General features: G+C 49.0%; 20 protein-coding genes. All 20 read right to left on the minus strand.

Features of this window, described 5'->3' with window-relative positions; all coding sequences use genetic code 11:
- Position 1: 1 nt before the first annotated feature.
- A complete protein-coding gene (gene leuC / locus GX364_05170; protein NLI70233.1) occupies positions 2 to 1,264 on the minus strand; it encodes a 3-isopropylmalate dehydratase large subunit in 1,263 nt (420 codons plus the stop codon).
- 86 nt (positions 1,265 to 1,350) lie between these two features.
- On the minus strand, positions 1,351 to 1,851 hold the full coding sequence (gene ilvN, locus GX364_05175; protein NLI70234.1) for an acetolactate synthase small subunit: 501 nt from the start codon (positions 1,849 to 1,851) through the stop codon (positions 1,351 to 1,353).
- A complete protein-coding gene (ilvB, locus tag GX364_05180) occupies positions 1,848 to 3,527 on the minus strand; it encodes a biosynthetic-type acetolactate synthase large subunit (protein ID NLI70235.1) in 1,680 nt (559 codons plus the stop codon). The genes ilvN and ilvB overlap by 4 nt, the downstream gene beginning before the upstream one ends.
- A 2-nt stretch (positions 3,528 to 3,529) precedes the next feature.
- The gene (ilvD, locus tag GX364_05185; GenBank protein NLI70236.1) at positions 3,530 to 5,197 is read right to left on the minus strand and encodes a dihydroxy-acid dehydratase; all 1,668 of its coding nucleotides are present in this window, start codon (positions 5,195 to 5,197) and stop codon (positions 3,530 to 3,532) included.
- A gap of 139 nt (positions 5,198 to 5,336) precedes the next feature.
- The gene (ilvE, locus tag GX364_05190) at positions 5,337 to 6,218 is read right to left on the minus strand and encodes a branched-chain-amino-acid transaminase (protein NLI70237.1); all 882 of its coding nucleotides are present in this window, start codon (positions 6,216 to 6,218) and stop codon (positions 5,337 to 5,339) included.
- A gap of 462 nt (positions 6,219 to 6,680) precedes the next feature.
- Entirely contained in the window at positions 6,681 to 7,766 is a 1,086-nt protein-coding gene (gene ychF / locus GX364_05195) for a redox-regulated ATPase YchF (GenBank protein NLI70238.1), read from the minus strand.
- Between the two features lie 30 nt (positions 7,767 to 7,796).
- Entirely contained in the window at positions 7,797 to 7,985 is a 189-nt protein-coding gene (locus tag GX364_05200) for a DUF951 domain-containing protein (protein ID NLI70239.1), read from the minus strand.
- 17 nt (positions 7,986 to 8,002) lie between these two features.
- On the minus strand, positions 8,003 to 8,653 hold the full coding sequence (locus GX364_05205) for an adenylate kinase (protein ID NLI70240.1): 651 nt from the start codon (positions 8,651 to 8,653) through the stop codon (positions 8,003 to 8,005).
- A gap of 110 nt (positions 8,654 to 8,763) precedes the next feature.
- A complete protein-coding gene (locus GX364_05210; GenBank protein NLI70241.1) occupies positions 8,764 to 9,444 on the minus strand; it encodes a hypothetical protein in 681 nt (226 codons plus the stop codon).
- A gap of 217 nt (positions 9,445 to 9,661) precedes the next feature.
- Positions 9,662 to 10,513 (minus strand): ParB/RepB/Spo0J family partition protein, encoded by an 852-nt coding sequence (locus GX364_05215; protein ID NLI70242.1) that lies wholly within the window; start codon positions 10,511 to 10,513, stop codon positions 9,662 to 9,664.
- Positions 10,510 to 11,268: a ParA family protein gene (locus GX364_05220; GenBank protein ID NLI70243.1), complete on the minus strand. Its 759-nt coding sequence runs from the start codon at positions 11,266 to 11,268 to the stop codon at positions 10,510 to 10,512. The genes GX364_05215 and GX364_05220 overlap by 4 nt, the downstream gene beginning before the upstream one ends.
- Positions 11,269 to 11,331: 63 nt before the next feature.
- Complete coding sequence (noc, locus tag GX364_05225; protein NLI70244.1) at positions 11,332 to 12,189, minus strand: nucleoid occlusion protein; 858 nt, start codon at positions 12,187 to 12,189, stop codon at positions 11,332 to 11,334.
- Positions 12,190 to 12,288: 99 nt separating this feature from the next.
- On the minus strand, positions 12,289 to 12,996 hold the full coding sequence (gene rsmG, locus GX364_05230) for a 16S rRNA (guanine(527)-N(7))-methyltransferase RsmG (GenBank protein NLI70245.1): 708 nt from the start codon (positions 12,994 to 12,996) through the stop codon (positions 12,289 to 12,291).
- 14 nt (positions 12,997 to 13,010) lie between these two features.
- Complete coding sequence (gene mnmE / locus GX364_05235; GenBank protein NLI70246.1) at positions 13,011 to 14,411, minus strand: tRNA uridine-5-carboxymethylaminomethyl(34) synthesis GTPase MnmE; 1,401 nt, start codon at positions 14,409 to 14,411, stop codon at positions 13,011 to 13,013.
- Positions 14,412 to 14,515: 104 nt separating this feature from the next.
- The gene (locus GX364_05240; protein ID NLI70247.1) at positions 14,516 to 15,145 is read right to left on the minus strand and encodes a protein jag; all 630 of its coding nucleotides are present in this window, start codon (positions 15,143 to 15,145) and stop codon (positions 14,516 to 14,518) included.
- Positions 15,142 to 15,825, minus strand: coding sequence for a membrane protein insertase YidC (locus GX364_05245; GenBank protein NLI70248.1), 684 nt, complete (start codon positions 15,823 to 15,825; stop codon positions 15,142 to 15,144). Before GX364_05245 ends, GX364_05240 begins: the two co-directional genes overlap by 4 nt.
- Positions 15,826 to 15,850: 25 nt before the next feature.
- Positions 15,851 to 16,060: a membrane protein insertion efficiency factor YidD gene (gene yidD, locus GX364_05250; protein NLI70249.1), complete on the minus strand. Its 210-nt coding sequence runs from the start codon at positions 16,058 to 16,060 to the stop codon at positions 15,851 to 15,853.
- Complete coding sequence (gene rnpA / locus GX364_05255) at positions 16,057 to 16,413, minus strand: ribonuclease P protein component (GenBank protein ID NLI70250.1); 357 nt, start codon at positions 16,411 to 16,413, stop codon at positions 16,057 to 16,059. Before rnpA ends, yidD begins: the two co-directional genes overlap by 4 nt.
- Before the next feature lie 10 nt (positions 16,414 to 16,423).
- Positions 16,424 to 16,558 (minus strand): 50S ribosomal protein L34, encoded by a 135-nt coding sequence (gene rpmH, locus GX364_05260; GenBank protein NLI70251.1) that lies wholly within the window; start codon positions 16,556 to 16,558, stop codon positions 16,424 to 16,426.
- Between the two features lie 106 nt (positions 16,559 to 16,664).
- Complete coding sequence (locus GX364_05265; GenBank protein NLI70252.1) at positions 16,665 to 18,131, minus strand: oxaloacetate decarboxylase subunit alpha; 1,467 nt, start codon at positions 18,129 to 18,131, stop codon at positions 16,665 to 16,667.
- Between the last annotated feature and the right edge of the window lie 36 nt (positions 18,132 to 18,167).

Consider the following 18,167-nt stretch of genomic DNA (forward strand, 5'->3'; position numbering starts at 1 on the left):
GTCAAGACACCTCCTGCGGGTGTGTTATCCTCCCCGTAATCGCGGAAGATGCAGCCACAAGGGGACTGCACAGATATACTTCGCTGGTCGGATGCCCCATCCTCCCCACAAAATTGCGGTTGGTCGTCGCCAGCGCTTTTTCCCCGGGTGCCAGTATGCCCATGTGTCCACCGAGGCAGGGCCCGCAGGTAGGGGTACTGATGGCCGCCTCCGCGCTGATAAAGATATCTATCAGCCCTTCCTGCAATGAACGGGCGTAAACCTCCTGTGTTGCGGGAATGATGATCAGACGCACCGAGGGATCAGCCCTTCTGCCCTTCAAAATAGACGCCGCCTGCCTCATGTCTTCAATTCTTCCGTTTGTGCATGAACCGATAACAACCTGATCTATTTTGATATCGCCTGCTTCGGTCACCGGGTAAACGTTGGAAGGAAGATGTGGAAAAGCCACCTGGGGTTCCAGTTCACCGATATCAAAAATCGAAGTCTGTTCATAGATAGCATCGGCATCGCCATATATTGGCTCGTAATGCCGTGCCGCCCTTTCCCGAGCATAGGATAGAACCTTCTCATCAGGCTCCATATAGCCACATTTTGCACCGGCTTCAATGGCCATGTTGGTCATCGTCAGCCGCCCTTCAAGACTCAATTCGTCGATGGCCTCTCCCGAAAATTCCATCGCCTTGTACAGTGCCCCATCAACACCGATCTTGCCAATGGTATAGAGAATAAGATCTTTTCCGCCGATCCATTTTCCCGGTTTCCCCCTGTAAACAAATTTCAATGTGGGAGGCACTTTGAACCAGGCTTCTCCCAGGGCCATTCCCGCTGCCAGATCGGTACTCCCGACCCCGGTGGCAAAAGCACCCATCGCCCCGTACGTGCAGGTATGGGAATCCGCTCCAATGATGATCTCTCCGGGCAAGGCCAGGCCTTTTTCCGGCAAGAGAGCGTGTTCAACTCCCATCCTTCCTATCTCGAAATAATGTTTTATTTGATGTTTTCGGGCAAAATCTCGCATGCGTTGACACTGTTGCGCGGAGGCAATATCCTTGTTGGGTGCGAAATGATCCGGAACCAGGGCGATACGTTCAGGATCAAAAACCCTGGAAGCTTCCATACGTTCAAATTCATTTATGGCCACAGGAGCGGTAATATCATTGCCCAGACACATATCAATTTTAACCCTGACGATGTCGCCGGGGCGCACGTGGCTTTTCCCCGCCCCGCGAGCAAGGATCTTTTCTATCATCGTCAGCCCCATCCCCTACCACCTCCTGTTATTCTTGATTCTTGCAGTGGCAACCTCCCCGGAAGCAGATTCGCCCATATAATTCATTTCCGTGACGATCAAGCATTGTATTCCCGGGTGGTTTTGCTTCCTCGCAACAGGGCCACCTTGCCCGTACGGACCAATTCCTTGATGCCAAAGTGTTGCAGAAGGATTTCCATGGCCTCAAGTTTTTCTTCATTGCCGGTAATTTCTATGACCATCGAGTCAAGGGATACATCGACTACTTTTCCCCTGAACGTCTCCACAATTTGCTGGATGTCGCTGCGCGTCTGCGGAGCAGCTTGCACTTTTATCATCATCAACTCCCTTACTACCGCAGGTTCCTCGGTAATGTTACTTATTTTGATGACATTTACCAATTTGTTCAGCTGCTTCACAACCTGTTCGAGAGTGGAAGCATCGCCGCTAACCGTTATGGTCATGCGCGAAATGCCCGGATCAAGAGTTTCCCCCACCGCCAGGCTGTCGATGTTAAATCCACGGCGGCTGAACAAACCCGAAACCCGGGTCAGCACTCCCGGCTTGTTATCGACCAGTATGGCCAGAACATGCTTCATTGACCATCCCTCCCATCCATGATCTCATCGAGTGGGCTATCAGGGGCCACCATGGGAAAAACATTGCCCTCCGGTTCTACATGGAAATCCATCACCACCGGCCCCTGCACGGAAAGGGCCCGGTTGATCGCCTCTTCCACCTTTCCGGGGGAATCGACGCGTATACCTGCTATTCCATACGCTTCCGCGACCTTGCAGAAATCCGGACTGCCCGACAAGGTTGTACTGGAATACCTCTTCCCGAAGAAAAGTTCCTGCCACTGCCTGACCATTCCCAGATAACCGTTATTCATTATGGCCACTTTAACGGGAATATTGTAGTTGGCTGCCGTGGCCAGTTCCTGGATATTCATCTGGAAACTTCCATCCCCGGCTATGCAGAAAACCGTTGATTCCGGCGAAGCCGTCTGTGCCCCGATTGCAGCAGGGAAACCGTAGCCCATCGTGCCCAGCCCTCCCGATGAAACAAGCGTTCGGGGCTCCTCGAAACAATAATGAAGTGCTGTCCACATCTGGTGCTGACCCACATCGGTGGTGACTATCGTTTTGCGATCCGTGGTCAGCCTGGAAATGGCCTCTATGATATTGGGAACCTTCAAAGAGTCTTTATCAGTTGCTCCGTCGTATTCCTCCGTTTTCCAACTCTTTATCCTTTCCAGCCATTTTTCCGTCTGCCCCGCTTTGAAGACCTTCATCAATCTCTTCAATGTTTTCTTGACATCGCCGACAATGGGAATATCCACAGCTATGTTCTTGCCTATCTCCGCCGGATCTATGTCAACGTGTATAACCTTGGCATGGGGCGCAAAGGAATCCAGGGAACCTGTAACCCGGTCATCAAAGCGCATCCCTATAGCAATGATCAGGTCCGCTTCCATGACCGCGTAGTTGGCCGCCTTGGTTCCATGCATGCCCAGCATCCCCAGGAACAACGGGTTGCTTCCAGGCACCCCCCCCAGCCCCATGAAAGTCAATGACACCGGAATCTGCCCTTTTTCTGCAAGTTCCAACAAATATTTGCCCGATCCCGAACTGACAACCCCGCCCCCACCGATGATTACCGGGCGGCGTGATGCTTTTATCGCTTTGGCCATCCGGTTTATCTGTCCGGGATGCCCCTCGATCGTGGGCCTGTATCCGGGGATATCGACATTTTCCGGGTAAACGAACTCGCCAACGGCATTCTGAACATCCTTGGGGATATCTATCAGGACGGGGCCGCGCCTTCCCGTCGTGGCAATGTGGAAAGCTTCCTTGAAAATCCGCGGCAGTTCTCCAACATCCTTGACCAGGTAATTGTGCTTGGTAATTGGCAAGGTTATCCCGGTGATATCTGCTTCCTGAAACGCGTCAGTGCCAATGAAAGGAGTGCTCACCTGGCCGGTAACAAAAACCACGGGCACTGAATCCATGTAAGCATTGGCAATGCCGGTAACCAGGTTGGTAGCACCGGGACCGGAAGTGGCAAAGACCACACCGGGCTTGCCACTGGCCCGGGCATAGCCATCCGCGGCATGAGCAGCCCCCTGTTCATGGCGGGTTAATATATGTTTTATAGATGAATCGTACAAACTATCATAGAGGGGCAGGACCGCTCCCCCGGGGTAACCGAATACCGTCGTCACCTTTTCATGCTCAAGAGCCGAGATGACCATATCAGAACCTTTAAGCTTCATCTTTATTCCTTGACCTCCAGTATTGCTCCCCTGCTTGCCGAGGAAACCATCTTGCTGTATCGATAAAGGTAACCGTGGTTGACCTTTGGTTCAGGGCTGACAATATTATTCAAGCGTTGCTGGATCTGTTCCTCCGGAACGAGAAGTTCCAGGCGCCGGTTGGGAATATCGATAAGAATATTATCACCGTCTTCAACAGCGGCTATGATTCCCCCTTCGGTCGCCTCCGGCGAGATGTGCCCGATCGCTGCTCCCCTGGTAGCCCCGGAAAAGCGGCCATCGGTTATCAGCGAAACTTTTGTTCCAAGTCCCATACCAATCACCGCCGAGGTGGCTGCAAGCATCTCCCTCATTCCCGGCCCCCCTTTGGGCCCTTCGTATCTGATCACCACCACATCGCCGGCCTTGACTTTCCCTTCAAGAACAGCGGCCACGGCGTCATCTTCTTTTTCAAAGACACGTGCAACACCCCTGGAACAAAGCATTTCCGGCGACACGGCCGCCTGTTTCACCACCGCTCCCTCGGGAGCAAGGTTGCCAAACAGAACGGCCAGCCCTCCGCTGGGGCGGTACGCATCCTCAAGGCGCCGGATAACCGTACCATCCACTTCGGGTGCATCGTCAAAACAATCCGCAATCGTATCTCCACCAACGGCGGGATTGTTACGATCAACAAGCCCTTCACGATTCAATTCTTTCATAACAGCCGGGATCCCCCCCGCCCTGTTCAGGTCTTCGATATGGTCATCTCCCGCCGGCCTCAGGGAACATAACTGGGGGGTAGAAGCGCTGATCTCATTTACAAGTTTCAAATCCAAAGACATACCAGCCTCATGAGCGATGGCAGCCAGGTGGAGCAAAGTATTGGTTGACCCCCCCAGGGCCATATCCAGGACCAGCGCATTCCTCAGTGCGCCTGCCGTGACGATGTCGCGGGGGCACTTGTTTTCTCGCCAAATTTCAACTACCCGCATCCCCGCTTCCTTGGCCAGGCGAATTCGTTCGGCGCTTATGGCCGGTATCGTTCCGTTGCCGGGAAGCGCCATTCCCAGGGCTTCCGAAAGGCAATTCATCGTGTTCGCGGTAAACATCCCCGCACACGAGCCGCAGCCGGGGCAAGCACGAACAGTCAATTCATCAAACTTCTCCGGGGTTATCCTGCCCGCCTTGACAGCCCCGACCCCCTCAAAAACCGTATTCAGATCTATCTTTTTCCCATCCAGCTCACCGGCCAGCATCGGCCCACCGCTGATGATCAGCGCGGGGATATTCAGGCGGACAGCCGCCATCAACATCCCCGGGGTTATCTTGTCACAATTTGTAATCATGACCATGGCATCGAAACGATGTGCTTCGACCATGCATTCTATACTGTCGGCAATCACTTCCCTGCTGGCCAGGGAATAGTGCATTCCTTGATGATTCATGGCGATGCCATCACAGACACCCACTGTCGAAAATTCAATCGGTGTCCCTCCACCCATAACCACCCCGGTCTTGACCGCGGAGGCAATACGGGGCAAATGAATATGCCCGGGAACGATTTCATTGGCCGAGTTTACAACGGCCACCAGCGGGCCCTTCAATTCCTTTTCATGGTATCCCATGGCTGCAAACAACGAGCGATGGGGCGCCCTTTCGGCACTTCTGGTAACATCATCACTACGCATGTTCAGACCTCCCGATTTCAAGCCCTGTGGTTTTCTCCCATCCGCCACCGGTTTCAAAGAAAAAAGTCCCATTGCCTATCATGTTAACAATCATTCTGTCCCTTCCTGGCAATGCCTGCAATTTTTTGTGGGGCCCTTTTTATTGAGGATATACTTCTGTCCCGCTGACGTCGGTCTGCTCCTTGAATAATTTCATCAACTGCACGGTGTTTTCACCGGGAACCCCCTGGCCTATGGTCCGGCCATCTATTTCAATTACAGGAATTATTTCCGCGGCAGTACCTGTCAAAAAACATTCATCGGCGACATAAAGATCATAACTGGTGAAGGGCGCTTCTTCAACCGGGATCCCTATCTCCCTGGCCAATTCGATAGTAATATTGCGCGTAATCCCTTCCAGTATCCCGACATGGGAAGGAGGCGTGATCAGTTTGCCGCCCCTCATGATAAAAATGTTGTCTCCGGATCCTTCCGCCACGAAACCGTTGTTGTTGAGCATGATGGCTTCCATCACTCCGGCGTTGTTTGCTTCAATTTTTACCATGATGTTATTCAGGTAATTCAATGATTTGATTTGCGGGGCAAGAGCGTCCGGTATATTGCGGCGAGTGCTGACGGTGATCACTTTCAAACCTTTTCTGTAGAGCTCGTCCGGAAAAAGATTGATCTTGTCAGCAATGATGACCACGGAAGCCTTTTTGCACTTCAGGGGATCCAGTCCCAGGTCACCGGTCCCCCTGGAAACCACCACCCTGATATAGGCATCCATGAGTTTGTTTTCCTTCACAGTAAGCAATACCGCATCGGCCATTTCTTCCTGGGAACAGGGGATTGCCAGCGTTATAGCCCGTGCAGAATCATAGAGGCGCTTGATATGTTCTCGTAACATGAAAACACGTCCCCCGTATGCCCTGATACCCTCGAAGACTCCATCCCCATAAAGAAACCCGTGATCAAAAACTGATACTTTGGCCTCATTTTCTGGTACTATTTTCCCGTTCAAATAAATTTTTAACGACAATATAATCCCTCCAAGAATATTACAAATAAAAACGCCCCCGCCTCTGCAGGCAAAGGCTTGACCTGATTACAACCCCGTAACCATATCAATGTTGACCGTTTTCCTTCACGGGGCTGAAAATTCACCTGCATCTGAATGACCGGATTGAAGCCCAAAGGGACAAGCCAACAATTTGCATGAACCACAAATTGTGCTAGAAGGTACCACCCTCCGAGCTTCCCATTGCTCCCTCAACAATCGATTAATTATCTTTAAAATTATATCTATTTGAAACCCAACTTGTCAACCATCAATTCCCGCTTCAGTCATGTAAAAACGCCACTTTGGACAGTTCCCGATTTGCCCTGTCGTATACGAAATCCGCAGATGCATTCCGTTACCCGCATAGATACAAATGTTTTCTTTATCTTTCCCCCGGAGAAATCAACAAAATTTGAAGAGGCTTTATTCCCTGGGAAATATTTATGAACTGGAAAAACGAAAAAGGAGGACATCGGCATCATGGACAACATAATTCTTGCCTTCCGTTCTGATCAAACCTTTTTCCCTGGCTGCAGCCAACGATCCGCATTCTACCAGTTTGTCAAAAGAGATTGCCTCGGCAGAAATGAATCCTTTTTGCATATCAGAATGCACTTTGCCGGCTGCAACGCCGACTCTGGTGCCGTCGTTGATCAGCCATGCCCTGGTCTCAACACCCTTGATGGTAAAAAAAGTTATCAGCCCCAGCGCCTTTCGGCAGATGTCCACGATGTTGTTCAATGCTGTTTTGCCCAGTTTGTATTCCGTCAGAAAGAGTTCCCTTTCCCCGGGCTCCAGCTCCTGAAGCTCGGCCTCCAGCTTGGCACATACCACTGCCAATGACGCCTTCTGCCTTTCAGCGTATTCTTTTATCTCAAGCGGTATTTCATCGTGTACATTCTCTTCATTGCGGTTGAGGACATAGATCGATCGCTTTCCTGTAAGCAAGTTTGATTCCTGCAAGAAGTCGACTTCATGGCCACTCATTTCCATCATGACCAGTGGCTGCCCATTATTTAAATGAACATGCGCCCTTTTCAAGCTTGCCAATTCCTCGGCAGCATCTTCTCCGCCTCTCGTTTTTTTCTCTGTCTTCGATATGCGACGTTCAATTGCCGCCAGATCGGATAGAATCAATTCCTGGTTCACGGTTTCAGCCTTCTCGACCAGTTCTTCCCCTGATGCACTTCCCTGAAGTCCCTTTTCATAGTCGGCAAGCGTATGAATAAGCAGATCAACCTCCCTCAAATTCCCCAGAAACTGATTCCCCAAACCTTCCCCCCTGCTGGCACCTTCAACCAACCCTGCCACATCAACAATTTTTAGATATGCGGGGGTGATTTTTTCTGGTTTGGAGATGAGAGCCAGGGAATCGAGACGTTCGTCAACGATAGGAACCAGGCCCACGTTCGGTTCGATTGTGGTGAAGGGATAATCCTTTATCAACACAGGTATAGAGGTTAATGCTTTGAAAAGGGTCGACTTGCCTGCATTTGGTAACCCGACTATCCCACAGCTAACCGACAAACAATTCATCCTTTCCAAGGTAATGTTTGTTTATTTGTTATCTTCAAGAATTTCTTTTACCCGCTGCTCGAACCTGGCCCGGGGTAAAAGGACGCTCCTCCCACATTTTTCGCACTTGAGGCGAAAATCCATGCCTATACGGATTATTTTCCACCGATTCTCGCCACAGGGATGCTTTTTTTTCAAACTTACAATCTGCCCCAGCGAATATTTGGCCACAGCGCGACACCCCACATTCAGGCCATATTGTCCAGCAACCTGCTGATCTGCCTGAAAACACCTTCTACATCCTGAGTGCCATCAACCCTGGCAAGTAAATTGTTGTTCTTGTAATAGGCTATCAGGGGTTCTGTTTGTTCCCGATAAACATGCATTCTTTGCTTTACAACCTCTATATTGTCATCATCCCGCTGGTAAAGTTCTCCCCCGCATCGATCACAAACATTCCGAACCTGGGGAGGAAGAAATTTGACATGATACCCATCGCCGCAATCCCGGCACACCCTGCGCCCGGTCAACCGCAACACCAGCTCTTCTTCATCCACATCGATAAGAATAACACCATCTATCGATTTTTCTTTCCTTTCCAGAACACCGTCGAGCGAGCGTGCCTGAGCTACGGTTCGGGGAAAACCATCCAGAAGGAAGCCATTTGCTCCGCCATCACTTTCCAGTTTTTCCTCGATGACCCCCACGATAACTTCATCGGGAACCAGCTCCCCCCGATCGATATATTCCCTGGCCTTGATTCCCAGGGGCATACCCTTCTTGATTGCCTCTCTCAGTATTTCCCCCGTGGAAACATGCAACAAATTGTACTTCTCTGAAATTTGCTCCGCCTGCGTTCCTTTACCCGCTCCAGGTGGCCCCAGAAGAATGAGCAACATAAAACCATCCCTCCAACCCTTTTTTTTACAAGTTTCAGCTTTTCATGTTGCCTCAAATCAAGATATACATTTCTCTTTTCGGAGATCAATACCTTCATGTTTGGCCAAAACTACCAAACATTGAACAAATTGAAAACCGTCAACCCCAGGTTCCCCAGAACGGAACCGTCGATGTCAAAAATCCGGGCTGCCGGTGGGCAGATCAACAGGCACACGCTTGCGATCCCGATAAAAAAACTGACCATGAGGCCATGTCTGCAAAGCCCAAGAAAAGCCCCACCCCACCGCCATGCTTCTTCCCTCCGGCCAGATGAAAAACATTCGTTATCTTTGCCCCATACATCCTTCAGGAGGTTCATCCAACCTGTCCACAGGCACAAAGCCAAAAAGAAAGATACTGTTTTTAGCACCAATTCATTTACCATCTCTGCAAGATGTAAAAACTCGGGGCAGTATTTACAAAGGCCATATTTATTGTCCACAAGCCTCTGCCAGATCTCTTCCTTGAATATCTCCGGCAGAGGGAGATCATTGATAATTTCTTTTACCATGCCCATGGAACTGCTGGATACCGGCACGGTCGTGCTCGCGAAGACAGCTCGCTGAAGCATTTCATCCAGGGCAAATGCATTTACAAAATAATAAACAAAGTAACCTTTAAAAACATTGGCCAGCAATATTGCCAGGCAGATGATCAGTATTTTTCGGATCATGACCCTGGCTCCCTTGAGATACCCCTCCACGCCACCCCACAGGCAGATACTTATTATTGCCAGGTCAATCCAGTTCATCCCATCCCCCGCCATCCATGGTAAAGAAAATGACACTAGAGGATATTTGAGACAGCATCAAATAATGCCGCGAAAAACCGCTGCCCGGAATCTGGCCGTGGCCGGGGCTTGTGTTTTGCAATCTTGCTCCGGCCACACTCGTTGCCACCTTGTTTTTTGAAACAGACGGTCAGCCCCTTTTCATAAAATGTTTCACGTGAAACATTTTGGAAGGTTTTTATTTCATACCCAGAATCAGCTCTGCAAGCCGTTGGAGATCATCGTAACCATAAAATTCAATCAAAATATTCCCCGATTTTGCTCCTTCGTTTATTTTGACTTTTGTGCCTAGATGTTTCTGCATTTCCTCTCTCAACTCCCTGATAAAAAGGTCTTCTTCTGCAGGAGCGCTTTTTTCTTTCTTTCTTTTTGCGGCAGCCACCCTTTTTTCGACCTGTCGTACGTTTATTTTTTTCTCCATTATTTCCCGGGCCATCGTGATCACCTTCTGTTCGTCCCCGATGCCCAACAGTGCTCGCGCCTGCCCCGCGTTAAGTTTGCCGGAGGCCACTTCTTTTCGGACATCCGGCGGCAATGAAAGTAGCCGCAACGTGTTGGCTATGGCCGATCTGCTTTTTCCCAGTGACCTCGCAATCTTCTCCTGCGTAAACCCAAATTCCTCAATCAGGCATTGATATGCTTTGGCTTCATCGATAGGGTTTAGATCATCCCTCTGCAGGTTTTCCACCAGAGCCAGTTTTATTTTGTTCTCCGGATCAACATCCCTTACCAGACAGGGTATTTTGTCCAACCCGACGATCTGGGCTGCTCGCAATCTTCTTTCCCCGGCTACCAGAACGTATCCACCCGGTTCATTTGAAACAATGAGCGGCTGGATAATGCCATGCTCTGCTATCGAATTGGCCAGCTCTTTCAGTTTTTCTTCATCAAATGCCGTTCTGGGCTGATATGGATTTGCCTTGATTTTGCCAACCGGAATTTCCCTTATCGTTGCAACTTCGCTTTCTCCTTCGGGGTATTTGGGTATCAATGACTCCAGCCCCCGGCCCAACCTTCTCCTGGTACTCATCTGTCTATCACCTCCCGTGCCAGCCCCAGATAAACTTCGCTACCTTTGCTTCGCGGGTCATATTCAATGATAGGTTTGCCGTAACTTGGCGCTTCGCTTAGCCTGACATTTCGTGGAATGATGTTCCGGTATACCATCTCATTAAAATAGTTCTTGACTTCTTCAGCCACCTGCGCTGAAAGGTTTGTGCGCACATCGAACATGGTCAATACCACGCCTTCTATGTACAGGTTCGGGTTGAGATGTTTTTTTACCAGGTTGATGGTATTCATCAGCTGCCCCAGACCTTCGAGAGCATAATATTCGCACTGAATGGGAATGATCACGCTACTCGCAGCTGTCAGCGCATTGAGGGTCAGAAGCCCCAGGGAGGGAGGGCAATCGATAATAATTATGGAATATTTGTCCGCGATTGCGCTCAATGCCTCCTTGAGTTTGACCTCACGTGAAATGGACAGGACGAGTTCCACCTCTGCCCCGGCCAGCTGTATCGATGCCGGTACAGCTCTCAGCCGTTCGTATTTTGTGTCAACCGTTACCCTTTCTATGGGCATTTCGTTGATCAGAACATCATAGATGCATCCCCTTATTCTATCTCTTTCGATACCCAGCCCGCTGGTTGCATTTCCCTGGGGATCGATGTCTACCAGCAGCACTTCCTCCCCCAGATATGCCAGCGAAGCACTCAAGTTCACGGCGGTAGTTGTTTTTCCTACCCCACCCTTCTGGTTGGCAATGGCAATAACCCGGTTCATGCTCTTCTCCTTTGAAAAACTTAACCCGGCCCTTGTTCACTTTTTTCTTTTTTTAAGGGGCCCTCAGGTTGTTGTTTGTTTGTTTTTGAATTGATTTATTTTTTTCTTCCGCTTCTGCTTCTTGGGCAATTTGATGATGATCTCATAGTGTTCGTCCAGGTCATTTTCAATTACTTCGGGGTTTAACCCGGATTTCCTGATGATGTATATGGCCTGGCGAATGGTATTCAAAAAAATTCGCAGGTCCGTAACTACAGCCTTCCGATATCCCCAATCATCCTTGACAACCGGCCTTTTTAACATCTCCTCGATTCTATTTTCGGTCTGCCTGACATTCATATCCCTTTTTATTATTTCGGCAACCATCTTTTCCTGCTCTTCCCTGGTAGGAAGCTTCAACAATGCCCGGGCATGGCGTTCTGTCAATTCTTCCTTGACGAGAAGAGTTTTTACCCTGTCCGGCAATTTTAACAATCTCAGTTTGTTGGCAATTGTAGATTGGCTTTTCCCGATTCTTTGTGCCAACACCTCCTGTGTAAACCCGAAATCATCGATCAGGCGGGCATACCCTTCCGCCTCCTCAATAAAGTTCAGATCTTCCCTCTGCAGGTTTTCAATAAGAGCAACCGTGGCCACCGCATTGTCGGTGAGGTCCTTGACAACTGCCGCGATCTTCCTCATCCCCAGGCTCTTGCAAGCCAGATATCTTCTTTCCCCCACCACCAACTGGTAGCCGGCCCCTCCACGCTTGTTTCGTACAATAATCGGCTGGAGCAATCCGTACGTTTTGATGGACCTGGCCAACTCCTCTATTTTTTCCTCATCAAAACTTTGGCGCGGTTGATAGGGGTTTGGTTCGATCTTATCTATTTCTACAAAAACAATCTTGTCTTTTTCCGCGGTTCCATCCACCCAGGAAATAAACCTGCCTCCTTCTTTCACAAAACTCACCACCCTTGCAAATATTATCCTTTTGACAAATTATTCGACAAAGGTTATTTCTTACCTGCCAATAAAGATTTATTTGATGGATATATTTACGGGTTTGGTTCTTCGGCGGGGGTATCTGGGCATAGAATCTGTTACCTTTCTGAATATGTACAGAACGCGGCTGCCGCCGGACGGCAATTCATAAAAGATCCTTTTCTCCAATTTTCCCCCCATTAATTCCAATAAAGGGCCTATTCCCTGTATTTCTTCCTCCCCTTTTGGCCCCTTGTAAGCGATCATTATCCCCCCGATGCTCACGAAGGGCAGACCCATTTCCAGCAATTCCGGCATGGGGGCCACTGCCCGGCTACAGACGTATTGAAATTTTTCCCGGTATTCCTCTCTCCAGCCGTAATCCTCCGCCCGCCCGCGGAGGCAACTTGCATTCTGCAAGGCCATTTTTTGCAGGAGATATTTCAAAAAATTGATTTTGCGCCGGGACGAATCGAGCAGACAGAGGGATATTTGTGGCGAAAATATTTTCAAGGGAATTCCCGGAAAACCTGCCCCGGTTCCCAGATCAAGCAATGTTCCCTCCACAAATTTGCAGTGTTTGAGAAAAAAAAGGGAATCGAGATAGTGTTTTTCTATCAAATCCCCGATATCCTTTGCGGCAGTCAAGTTTAAATTCCGGGAGGCTTCCCGAACGGCCAGGAGGTGCCGGGCCGACAGTTCAATCTTTTTCTCGTCTCCTTCGATCCCTATTTTTTCGAGCCCCTGTTTGATAAGTTTATTCATGAGACTACCCCCTGTCACTTCCCGATGCAGAAATTGGAAAATATCTTTTCCAACAGATCGTCGGAAACCGTTTCTCCGGTTATTTCCCCCAGTTTTTCCTCGATCCCCTTCAGCTCTTCGGCGATAACTTCCAGGGGCTTGTGCTTTGAATCCGTACCCATTTCTACGAATAAATCCAGAGCTTCCGCGAGCGCCTGTTTATGCCTCAAGTTAAGGATCATCAAACTTTCCCCGGATGAGATATGGCCTTCTTCCACGACAGAGGCGATGCTCTCCTCAAGCCCATCCAGGCCTTCCTTGTTTTTGAGCGAAAGCTCGATTATTTTGGCTTCGGGAAGACAGTTGGTTATCGCTTCATTGGTAATGACCTTGCCCAGATCGATCTTGTTCACAATTACAATGTACCTTTTCTTTTCTTCCTTGATGATGTTGATAATATCCAGATCCTCATTTCCGATGCCCGAGGATGCATCCATCATCAACAATACCAGGTCCGCCGTGGCAATTGCTTCCCTCGAGCGGATTACCCCCATTTTTTCAACAGGGTCACGTGTTTTTCTTATTCCGGCCGTATCAATCAAAGAGATGGGAATACCCTTGATATTCAATTGTTCCTGGAGGGTGTCCCTGGTTGTCCCCGGTATTTCCGTAACGATGGCTCTCTGTTTCTGAATCAGGGTATTGAGCAGTGAAGATTTGCCGACGTTCGGCTTTCCAACGATCGACACTTTTAGCCCTTCCTGGAATACCGTTCCTCTTTCCGCACTCACATACAGGCCGCGGACCTTCTCCTCCACTGCGTCCAGTTCCGCTTTCAGGTAACCGGAATCAATATCCTCCACTTCCTCCGGGAAATCTATGGATGCTTCAACATGCATGATCAGATCCATGATCCTGTCTCTCAATCCCCTTATCTCCGGTGAGAGATCCCCCTTGATAAATTTTGCCGCATGTTTAAGGGCTTTTTCCGAACGGGCGTTGATCAGATTCAGAACGCTTTCGGCCTGGCTCAAGTCTATACGGCCGTTCAGATAGGCCCTCCTGGTGAACTCACCCGGTTCGGCCAGCCGAGCGCCTTCCTCCAAAACCCTGTTGAGGATCGCCCTCAAGGAGACAATGCCGCTGTGGCAATTGATTTCCACGATATCCTCTTTGGTATAGGTTGTCGGTGCCCTCATGAATGAGACCATGACCTCGTCCAGAATATCCCCTTCCCTGTCTGTTACAAACCCGTAATACAGGCGGTGGGAACGCGGATACTCCCCCTCGCCCCTCCTCCTGGGCCTGAAAACCTTCTGCCCGATATCAAAAGCTCCCGCCCCGCTGAAGCGGACAATCCCTATCCCCCCAACCCCAACCGGCGTGGAGATTGCAACAATGGTATCTGTTTCACTGCCTTTTTCTTTCCCTGCCATTGTTTTTCCATGCTCCTTGATCTGTTTTTCAACCAAGTTTTAATGACAAAAACCGCCTTGATCTTCAAGGCGGCAGGACCCTCCGTTTTTTTTAACCGCGCCATTTATTCCGCCGGGGAAATAACCACCCTCCGGTACGGTTCTTCCCCGGTGCTGTATGTATTTATGTTCGGATTTTCTTTCAGGGAAATATGGATTATACGTCTTTCTTGAGGATTCATCGGTTCCAGTGTTATGGCCTGGTGCTGTTTCTCGGCCCTGTAAGCCACATTTTGCGCCAGCTGAATGAGTGAGCGTTCCCTTTCTTCCCGATAATTTTCCGCATCGACAATGACCCTGCCGGAAAAATTTTCGTACTGACGCCGGACAATGATATTGACCAGATATTGCAACGAGTTGAGTGTCTGTCCCCGGCGTCCGATCAGGATGCCCATTTTTTCCCCCGAAACATCTATCCATATATTTTCCTCTGTCTGCTCCACATGTACCTGCCCTTTCAGGCCCATCGATGAAAGAACGGTGCTGACCACATCTTCCGCGTATTCCTGCGGCTCCATTTTCGCAGCGATGGAAATCTTGGCCAGTTTGTTTCCAAGCAACCCCCCCAGGAAGCCCGTCCCTGGCTCGGACAATATCTCTATTTGCGCATTATCTCTTTTGATCCCCAGTTCTTCGAGCCCTTTTTCAATAGCGCCTTCTACCGTTTTGTCGGTAACTTCAATTTTCAGGTTCATTTGCTCACTACCTCCGCTTCTTTCTTATCCCTGCTATTCAGATAATAATGCTGTCCCACGGATAGAAAGTTGTTTATCACCCAGTACAACACCAGTCCCGATGGAAGCTTGAGGGCAAAATAAAATAGCATCACCGGCATCAAATAAAGAAACATTTTCTGGTTGGGATCGGTCATGCTCAATCTGGAATAAAGATAAGTCGTGATCCCCGCCAGGGCCGGCAAGATATAGAAAGAGTCGATCAACAACAGGTTGCCCCAATCAAAAGAGGTGCCGGCCAGAAAGGGGAAAATATAGGGATTGAAATGTGCCAGCTCGGTAATGCCAAAAGACTCTATGTTTTTCAACATGGTAAAGACGCCCAGCAGAATGGGAAACTGGATCAGCAGGGGGACACATCCGGCGAACGGGTTAACCTTGTTTTCTTGCATGAATTTCATTACTTCTTCGTTTTGTTTTTCCTTGTTGTCCTTGTGTTTCTGCTGGATCTTCTTCAGTTCCGGCTGGAGCAACTGCATCCTTCTGGCTGACCTTATTTGCTGATTGTTAAGTGGAAATATTACCAGTTTGACCAGAATGGTGAAAAGGATGATCGTGACGCCAAAATTCGGCACGACCGTATAAATATAACTGAAAATAATACTGAAAAATGATGCGATCGCATTGAAAAGCTCACCCATGTTTTACTCCTTTTCTTTTCTCTTTTTATTTTACCGGGTTATAACCGCCTGGGTGAAAAGGATGGCATTTCATAAGTCTGCATAACCCCATAAATCCGCCCTTGATAGCGCCATATTTGCTGATTGCCTCGTAGCAGTACTGGGAACAGGTAGGGTAAAATCGGCAGGTACGGGGAAAAAGAGGAGAAATAAATCTCTGGTAAAAACTGATCAGATACAAAAATACTGTTTTCATCCAACCCTTCCTCCATCACTCCACAGTCGCAACCTGTGCAACATGTTTTCCAATTCCTTGTAACAATCATGATAATCCATCGTCGCTGCCTGCCTGCGGGCTATAACTACAAAGTCATATCCTTTTTTTAGGTTCCCCTCCATGCGCCGCAAAGATTCGACATACAGCCTTTTGATATGATGGCGTCGAACACTTATGCCCACCTTCTTGCTGATGGAAAACCCAAACCTGTTTATTTCAAGCCCGTTTTTTATAAAAACCAGGACACTGTAGCGGCCCGGTATCCTCCGTCCCTCCCTGTAAACGCGCATAAATTCATGGTTTTTTCGTATTCTGTTTATTTTTTCTTTCATTCTGTCCGGATCAGGCAGTGAGCACCTTTCTTTTTTTGAGGCGGCGGCGCCTGATTATCCTGCGCCCCCCCCTGGTACTCATTCTCTGCATAAAGCCATGTACCTTTTTTCTCTTGCGTTTTTTGGGTTGGTAAGTCCTCTTCATTTGAACGCTCCTCTGCTGCTTTTCAGCATCTTATTATTTACTGTTTCATGAGAAAAATTATACAACCCGCTCTAATTAGTGTCAAGATTGACAAAGTTTAACTGAACTATGCGGGATAATATAGATTACCGCTGATCGAACCGATCAGGTCATGATCTACTCCGTAAATACAGTCAAGAGACACCTTTCCCGCTTCCGCAGTCTCCTTTTTCTCCCGGCCCTCCTTCCCCAAAGGCGGTTCTTCCCCGCAGCGACGTTTGAAAAAACTCAAAGCCACATTGGGAAAAAGGATGTATGAAAGGATATCTTCTTCTTTTTTCAGATAGGGCTCTATTTCCTTGCGCGCTTTTTCCATCTGTGGTTCCAGCAGATCAGCCGGCCTTCCGGTAATCGGGTTTTCTCCTCCCAGCACCTTGCTGCGCAAATCTTCGTCAATTTTCCCGGGAGGCAATCCGTACAGTCCTTTCAGATAATTTTTCACTTCGGTAGAGACCATCTTGTATCTTTCACCCAGCAGCACGTTGACCACTGCCTGAGTCCCGACGATCTGGCTTGAAGGTGTAACCAGCGGTGGATAGCCCAATTCCGCTCTTACCCGGGGAACCTCCTTCAAGACCTCCCCGATAAGATGCGATGCATTCTGGGCCTCCAGCTGGGATACAAGGTTGGAGATCATTCCACCTGGCACCTGATAGCTCAGGACATTTGTATCTACACCCATGACGACATCCAGCGGGATGTTGTAGTTGGCCCGCACCGTTTTGAAATAGTCACTTATTTCTGAAAGAAGGCCGATATCCATACCGGTATCGTGGGGTGTCCCCTGCAAAGCTGCCACCATGCTATCCGTGGGTGGCTGACTGGTTCCCAATGACAGGGAAGCGGTAGCCGTATCAATGATATCCACGCCCGCTTCGATGGCCTTGAGATAGGACATCGAGGCCATCCCGCTGGTATAATGACAATGGATCTGAACCGGCAAGCCAACCTCATTCTTCAGCTTGAACACAAGATTGTACGCATTCATGGGGGTGATAAGGCCAGCCATGTCCTTGATGCATATGGAATCCACCCCCATCATTTTCAATTCGGTGGCGATCCCCACAAAATAATCCAGGTCATGAACGGGGCTGATGGTATAAGAAATACCACCCTGGGCATGCCCCCCCGCTTCTTTGGTTGCCTCAATGGCTTTCTTCATATTGCGGACATCGTTCAAGGCATCGAAGATCCTGATGATATCGATGCCGTTTTTGATGGAGTATTCGACAAATTTATCTACCACATCATCGGGATAATGCCTGTAACCTAGAAGATTCTGTCCCCTGAGCAGCATCTGCAACCTGGTATCCTTCAATTTTAACCTGAGTTTGTTGAGCCTCTCCCAGGGATCCTCATCGAGAAATCTCATGCATGAATCAAAAGTTGCACCGCCCCACACTTCCATCGAGTAATACCCGACCTGGTTCATCTTTTCAAGTATTGGATACATTTCTTCAAGGCGCATCCTCGTAGCCAACAAGGATTGGTGGGCATCCCTCAAGGTAGTGTCGGTTATCTTCATTCTTCTCATAAAATCCTCCCGCGTCATATGCCCGGTGTTTGCAGA

Source organism: Bacillota bacterium, from assembly GCA_012518215.1.
Lineage (GTDB): Bacteria > Bacillota > Dethiobacteria > DTU022 > PWGO01 > JAAYSV01.